The 5,925-nt window shown below is 73.6% G+C and carries 5 protein-coding genes; all 5 read right to left on the minus strand.

Translation table 11 applies throughout. The features are described from left to right. Nucleotides 1-735 (minus strand): LytTR family DNA-binding domain-containing protein (locus VFZ20_RS30175; RefSeq protein WP_329687683.1); only part of this gene is annotated, 735 nt, incomplete at its 3' end. Continuing rightward, nucleotides 735-1,901, minus strand: a complete 1,167-nt coding sequence (locus tag VFZ20_RS30180; protein ID WP_329687684.1) for a sensor histidine kinase — start codon at nucleotides 1,899-1,901, stop codon at nucleotides 735-737. The genes VFZ20_RS30180 and VFZ20_RS30175, both read right to left, overlap by 1 nt. Then, a complete protein-coding gene (locus VFZ20_RS30185) occupies nucleotides 1,898-3,025 on the minus strand; it encodes a histidine kinase (protein ID WP_329687685.1) in 1,128 nt (375 codons plus the stop codon). Before VFZ20_RS30185 ends, VFZ20_RS30180 begins: the two co-directional genes overlap by 4 nt. A gap of 919 nt (nucleotides 3,026-3,944) precedes the next feature. Continuing rightward, entirely contained in the window at nucleotides 3,945-5,207 is a 1,263-nt protein-coding gene (locus VFZ20_RS30190) for an RNA polymerase sigma factor (protein ID WP_349264148.1), read from the minus strand. A 53-nt stretch (nucleotides 5,208-5,260) separates the two neighbouring features. Beyond that, nucleotides 5,261-5,925: restriction endonuclease (locus VFZ20_RS30195; RefSeq protein ID WP_329687686.1), on the minus strand; the 665-nt coding region annotated here is incomplete at its 5' end.

Raw genomic sequence — 5,925 nt, forward strand, 5'->3', positions numbered from 1 at the left:
GATGGACTGGCGGTAGCGGCGGCTGGAGAGAAGACGCGTGCCGTCCGTCAGCACGAACTGGTACTCGCCCAACCCCCACGGCTCCAGGAACTCCACCTCGTTCACGTTCACGATGGTGGAGCGGTGGATGCGCACGAAGCACTCGCTGCCCAGCATCACCATCATCTCCGACATCGTCGCGCGGTACAGGTGCTCGCCCCGGCGCGTCCACAGGCGCACGTAGTTGTCCGCCGCCTCCGCGCGCACCACGTCGGCCGTTCGCACGATGGCGATGCGGTTGCCCGTGCGCACGGACAGCCGCTCGCGGCGCCCATCCCCCGCGGCGGCCTCCACCAGCGCGTCCACGGAGATGCCCAGCTGCTCCCCCGCGGGGCGGCCCGCGCGCGCCCGCGCACGCTCCAGCGTCACGTGCAGCCGATCCGCGCCGATGGGCTTGAGCAGGTAGTCCACGGCATTGGCATCGAACGCCCGCAGCGCGAACTCGTCGTACGCGGTGGCAAAGACCACGGCGGGACACGCCGGGCCCAGCTGCGCCACCACGTCGAACCCGTCCACCTCGGGCATCTGAACGTCCAGGAAGACCACGTCCGGACGCAGCCGCGCCACGTCGTCCACGGCCTGCGCGCCGCCCGCGCACTCGCCCACCACCTCCACGCCCCCCTCGCGCGCCAGCAGCGTCCGCAGCCGCTCGCGCGCCAGGGCCTCGTCGTCCACGATCAGCACGCGGAGCGTCATCACCCCTCCTCGTCCGCGGCTTCCACGGGGCGAAGGGGGAGGGCGATGGAGACGAACGTGCCCCCGTCGTCCGCGCGGCCCATGCGCAGGTACTGCCGGTCGCCATGGAGCGTGCGCAGCCGCGCCCGCGTGTTGGCCAGCCCCATCCCGCCCCCGAAGACGCCGGCCTGCCCCGGGGCGCCGCCCGCCCCGCTGTCGTGGATGGTCACGCGCAGCAGCCCGGTGCCGGCGTCCACGTCCGCCCCCACGCGGATCCACCCCTCCCCGCGGACGGCCACGGCGTGGTGCACGGCGTTCTCGATCAGCGGCTGCAGCAGGAACAGGGGGACGGCGGCGTCCAGCACCCGCGGATCGGCCTGGAGGTCCACCCGCAGCCGGTCGCCGAAGCGCTGCATCTCCAGCTCGGCGTAGATCCGCATCATCTCCAGCTCCTGCCGCAGCGACACCTCGCCGCCGGCGGGGACGGACGCGGAGCGCTCCAGCAGCGTCCGCAGCCGCGCCAGCATTCCCTCGGCCGCGTCCGGGTCGCGGTGCATGAGCGTGGCGACGGACTGCAGCGTGTTGAACAGGAAGTGCGGCCGCAGCTGCCCGGACAGCGCGGCCAGCTGGGCCTCCACCAGGCTGGCCGAGGCGCGGGCCGCCGCCTCCACCCCCGCGCGGGAGCGCAGGGCGGCGTGCACGGCGTTGCCCACGGCCACGAGGTTGATGGTGACGAGGAGCGCCACGGGGAGCCAGGCCAGCGACAGCCCCGTCCGCGTGAGCCCCGCCGGGCACGCGCGGGTGGGAAAGGGGACGCAGGCGATCCGCAGCTGCGCGGCGTGCGCGGCCCCCGTCAGCAGGACGGCGATGCCCAGCGTGGGGGCCACGCCCCGCGCGCGGACGCCGGGGCGCCCCGTGATCCAGATGACCACGAGGCAGACGGCCGCCCAGACGCCCATGAGCGCCGTGTCGCGGAGCACGGTGGCGGCGATCCCGTCCGCGGAGCGGCTGGACGGGTAGAGCCACAGGTCGCGAAAGACGCCCACGGCGGCCAGGAAGACCCAGTAGGCCAGCAGCCAGGGCGCGAACCGGCGCAGCACCCGCCCGTCGTCCGCGCGCGGCGGAGCGGGGGAGGGCGGCGCGGCGGCGTCGGCGGGGGTGAGGACGGCGGGGGAGGGTGCGGTCATCCGCGGGGGGAGAGCCGGAGCGTGGCGACCACGCCGCCGCCGGGGCGGTCCTCCAGGTGGAGGGCGCAGGCGGCGCCCGGGCGCGCGGCCAGGGTGTCCGCCAGCTCGCGGACGGGATCCAGCAGCCCGGCCGCGCGCCGCTGCTCCACGTCGCCGGGAACGTCGTCCCGGGCGGTGACGCGCACGCCGCCGGCGCCGTCGGCGCGGGCGGAGAGCACGAGCGTCCCGGGGCCGCCCGCCGCGGCGTGGGCGCGGACGGCGGACTCGGCCAGGACGGCGACGCAGTTGGCGGGGACGGCGGCGTCGCGCACGTCCGGGTCCGCGCTCACCTCCACGGCCAGGGGCGTCGGCGCGCACTCCGCCTCCAGGCGCAGGTAGCGCGCGACGAAGTCCATCTCGTCCGCCAGGCGCACGTGCTCGGTGCGGCCGCGGGCCAGCTGCGCGCGCAGCAGGTCGCTCAGCTGCAGCACCAGGCGGTCGGCGGCGTCGGGGTCGGGGCGCATGCGGCGCGAGATCACGTCCACGCACGCCATGAACAGCCGCGGGCGCAGCCGGTGGCGCAGCGCCTCCAGCCGCGCGGCGGTCACCCCGGCCTGGATGCGCAGCGTCTCGGCGCGCTGGGCCTGCTCCTGCAGGATCATCCGCATGGCGAACCCGCAGCCCACGAAGCTGGTGGCCACGAACAGGCTGCGCGGGAGGTAGAAGATGAACGTCGTCAGGAACGGCGGGGTGGCGGCCTTGCCCAGGTAGGGGACGACCTGGCGGATGGCTTCCACGCGGATGGCCACGAGCAGCAGCGAGACGGCCAGGAAGCCGGCGACCTGCAGGGGGCGGGCGCGGCGCCCGGTGGGCAGCAGCCACCCCGCGGGCACGCCGATGACGGCCATCACCATCCAGCTGGCGGCCTCGAAGCTCGCCTGCCCCAGCACGGGCCCGGGGACAAATCCGCCGAGGGGATGGGCGTACGCGGCCATCCACACCACCAGCAGCGCGGCCCACAGCGCGGCGACGGGGAGCAGCAGGTCGCGCCGCAGCAGGAGGATGCGCAGCAGGCGCAGGCGGCCGGCGAGCGTCCCCTTCCCCGGATCGGGGAACCCGGCGAGGGCGTCCGTGGGTGGGGTCATGGGGTGGAGGAGGCGCGGCGAAGGGGCGGGGGATGGCCTTTCAATCTACGCCTTCGCGTGCGCGCCCGGCAGTGGGCGGGGGACAGAGGAGGGGGTATCCCGCGCCCACTGCCGGTGCATCCGTCCTCAGGCGGTGCGGCGGGGCGCGTTCCCGGATCCGAAGTAGCCGGATTCGGTGTCGCGGGGGCGAGGGGCGGGCGTGGAGAGCGGGCGGAGGGATGGCTTCTTCATGGTTCGCCTGAGGGAGACTCCGGTGCGGGATCGGTCCGGTGCGGATCGCGTCGTCGAGCACGGCGATCGGAAGGAACTCTCGCGCGGCGTTCCGGAAGGGTCCAGCGAACGGGGGCGACTCCATGCGTTTATGGGGTGGATGGCATCCGCCGTGGGGTGAGAAAAACGGGTAGAAGGCGCCACGGATACGACGGTGCGGGGATCGGCGGGATGCACATCCGCGGGATGCCGGTCGCGCGAGGCGATCTCGCCGAGCCAAGGCGAGGCGCATCGCGGTTTCTAGCGAGGAGCATCATCCGCCGTCGCTGGAGGATGAAAGACAGCGTGGGGTGGATGCGTGCCCCGCAGCGGCGGATCCGGCGAACCGGATCACCCGATCGCGTCCGTAATACCGAATCCGCGCTGACACTGCGCATCGGAGTTGATTTCCTGAGGGAGCGCCTGCGCGGAAGTTGCCCGTTCACGAGACGATGGGCACGACCGAAGGATCTCCTTCGCGGGGCAGGGACTTCGCCGCAGGACTGGGTCCCTGCCAGGTCGGGAAGATCCTTCGGGGCCGCACGCATCCGGCGCGGTCGAGTCCATGAGGGTCCCTCAGGAAACAACTGCTTTTCCGGATCGCGACGAGGCCCCGCACCGGTGGACAGTGCGGGGCCTCGATCGAAGCGAGGCGGCGCGCGGAATCCGCCTACCGCGGCGATTCCGTGGGAGGGGCGGCGGCCAGGCGGGCGGCCTTGAGGGTGAGGTAGTCGCGCTCGGGGAGGCTGGCCGTACGCTCGGCCGCCGCGCGGTAGTGGGCGACGGCGCGCTCGTGGTCGCCCAGGCGCTCGTGCAGGTGCCCGCGGACGGCGTCCAGCCGGTAGTGGCCGCGCAGCCGTGGATCGGCATCCAGCACGCGCAGCTGCTCCAGGCCCACGGCGGGTCCGTGCACCATGGCCGCCGCGATGGCGCGGTTGAGCGAGACGACGGGGTTGTCCGAGATCCGCTCCAGCACGCCGTAAAGGGCCAGGATCTGCGGCCAGTCGGTGTCGTCCGCGCGGGGCGCCTCGTCGTGCAGGGCGGCAATGGCGGCCTGGAGCGTGTACGCGCCCGCGCTGCCCCGGCTGAACGCGTGCTCTACCAGCGCGGCGCCTTCCGCGATCAGCGCGGAATCCCAGCGCGCGCGATCCTGCTCGTCCAGGGGGATGAGCTCGCCGGACGGACCCGCGCGGGCGGCGCGGCGGGCGTCCGTCAGCAGCATGAGCGCCAGCAGGCCGGCCACCTCGGCGTCGTCGGGGAGCAGCGCGCGGAGCGTGCGGGCCAGGCGGATGGCCTCGCTGCTCAGGTCCGCGCGCTGCAGCCGCGTCCCGCTGCTGCTGGCGTATCCCTCGTTGAAGACCAGGTAGAGCACGTGCAGCACGGACGTTAGCCGCCCCGCCCGCTCCGCCGCGGCCGGCATGCTGAACGGCACCTTCGACTGCTTGATGCTGGCCTTGGCGCGGCTGATCCGCTGCGCCATGGTGGCCTCGGGGACGAGGAACGCGCTGGCGATCTCCGCCGTCGTCAGGCCGCCCACGGCACGCAGCGTGAGCGCGATGGCGGAGGCCGGCGTGAGGGCGGGGTGGCAGCACATGAAGAGGAGGGTGAGCGTGTCGTCGCCGTTCACGCCCACGTCCGTCTCCGGCGGCGGGACGAACGCCCACTCCGCCCACACCTGGCTGGCCACGGCGTCCTCGCGGCGGCGGCGGGCCATCTCGCTGCGCAGGTGGTCGGTGATGCGGCGCAGGGCCACGTGGTACAGCCACCCGCGCGGGTTCTGGGGAATGCCCTGCGCGGGCCACTGCGTGGCGGCGGCCAGCAGCGCCTCCTGCACGGCGTCCTCGGCCGCGTCGAAGTCGCCGTGCCGCCGGGCCACGGCGCCCAGCACCTGCGGCGCCAGTTCGCGGATGAGCCGCGCGATGGCGGGATCCAGCTCCGTGTCCGCCGGCCGGCGCCCCCGGCCGCGGATCGTATCCGGCCGCGGGCTTATCCGGCGGCCTCCGACAGGGGGACGCGGGACAGCATCAGCCAGTCATACAGGTACCGGTTGTCGCGCAGCGAGAGCACGTTCTGCAGCCTGCGCTGAAACTCCCTCGCTCCCTGGGTAAAGGTCGACGTGGTGACGATGATTCCCGCGTTCGCCCGTTCCGTATCCACTACGCCCATCAGCGCGCGCACGATCTCCACGCCGACCCGGTTGGTTCGTGCGTACCGCTTGCATTCCACCAGGTACAGGGTCTCGACCAGGCTGTCCTTGCGCACGGCGTACATGTCGAACCCCCCGTCCCTGGAGGGCGGGGTGAGCGTGACCTGGAAGCCCTGCCTGTGAAGCAGCTCGGCGACGAGCTCCTCGAACTCGCGCGGGGAGAGGCTGTACACCTTGTCGGGCGCTTCCTGCACGCGGTAGAGGATCGTTTCGCCCGAAGTGAGCCCCTTCGCGAGGACGAAACCGTCCGCGCCGACGGGCTCTGTCCGCTCCAGCAGCCTGGACACGAGTTCCGGGGGAAGCCCCTCACCCTCGAGGTTCCTGCGCAGGAGGGGGCGCAGCGTGTCGATGCGCCGCAGGAGCGCCTGGTGATCCGTGCCCAGCACGCGCGCGACGTCTGCGAAGCGGTACCTCTCCCCGAAGTACATGCGCGCGATCACCCGTG

Origin of the sequence: Longimicrobium sp., assembly GCF_036280135.1 — a bacterium.
GTDB lineage: Bacteria > Gemmatimonadota > Gemmatimonadetes > Longimicrobiales > Longimicrobiaceae > Longimicrobium.

What these genes read in the sequence shown, in the direction of transcription:
- VFZ20_RS30180 (WP_329687684.1), bottom strand. Translation starts at nt 1,901, where the DNA reads ATGACCGCACCCTCCCCCGCCGTCCTCACCCCCGCCGACGCCGCCGCG.
- VFZ20_RS30185 (WP_329687685.1), bottom strand. Translation starts at nt 3,025, where the DNA reads ATGACCCCACCCACGGACGCCCTCGCCGGGTTCCCCGATCCGGGGAAG.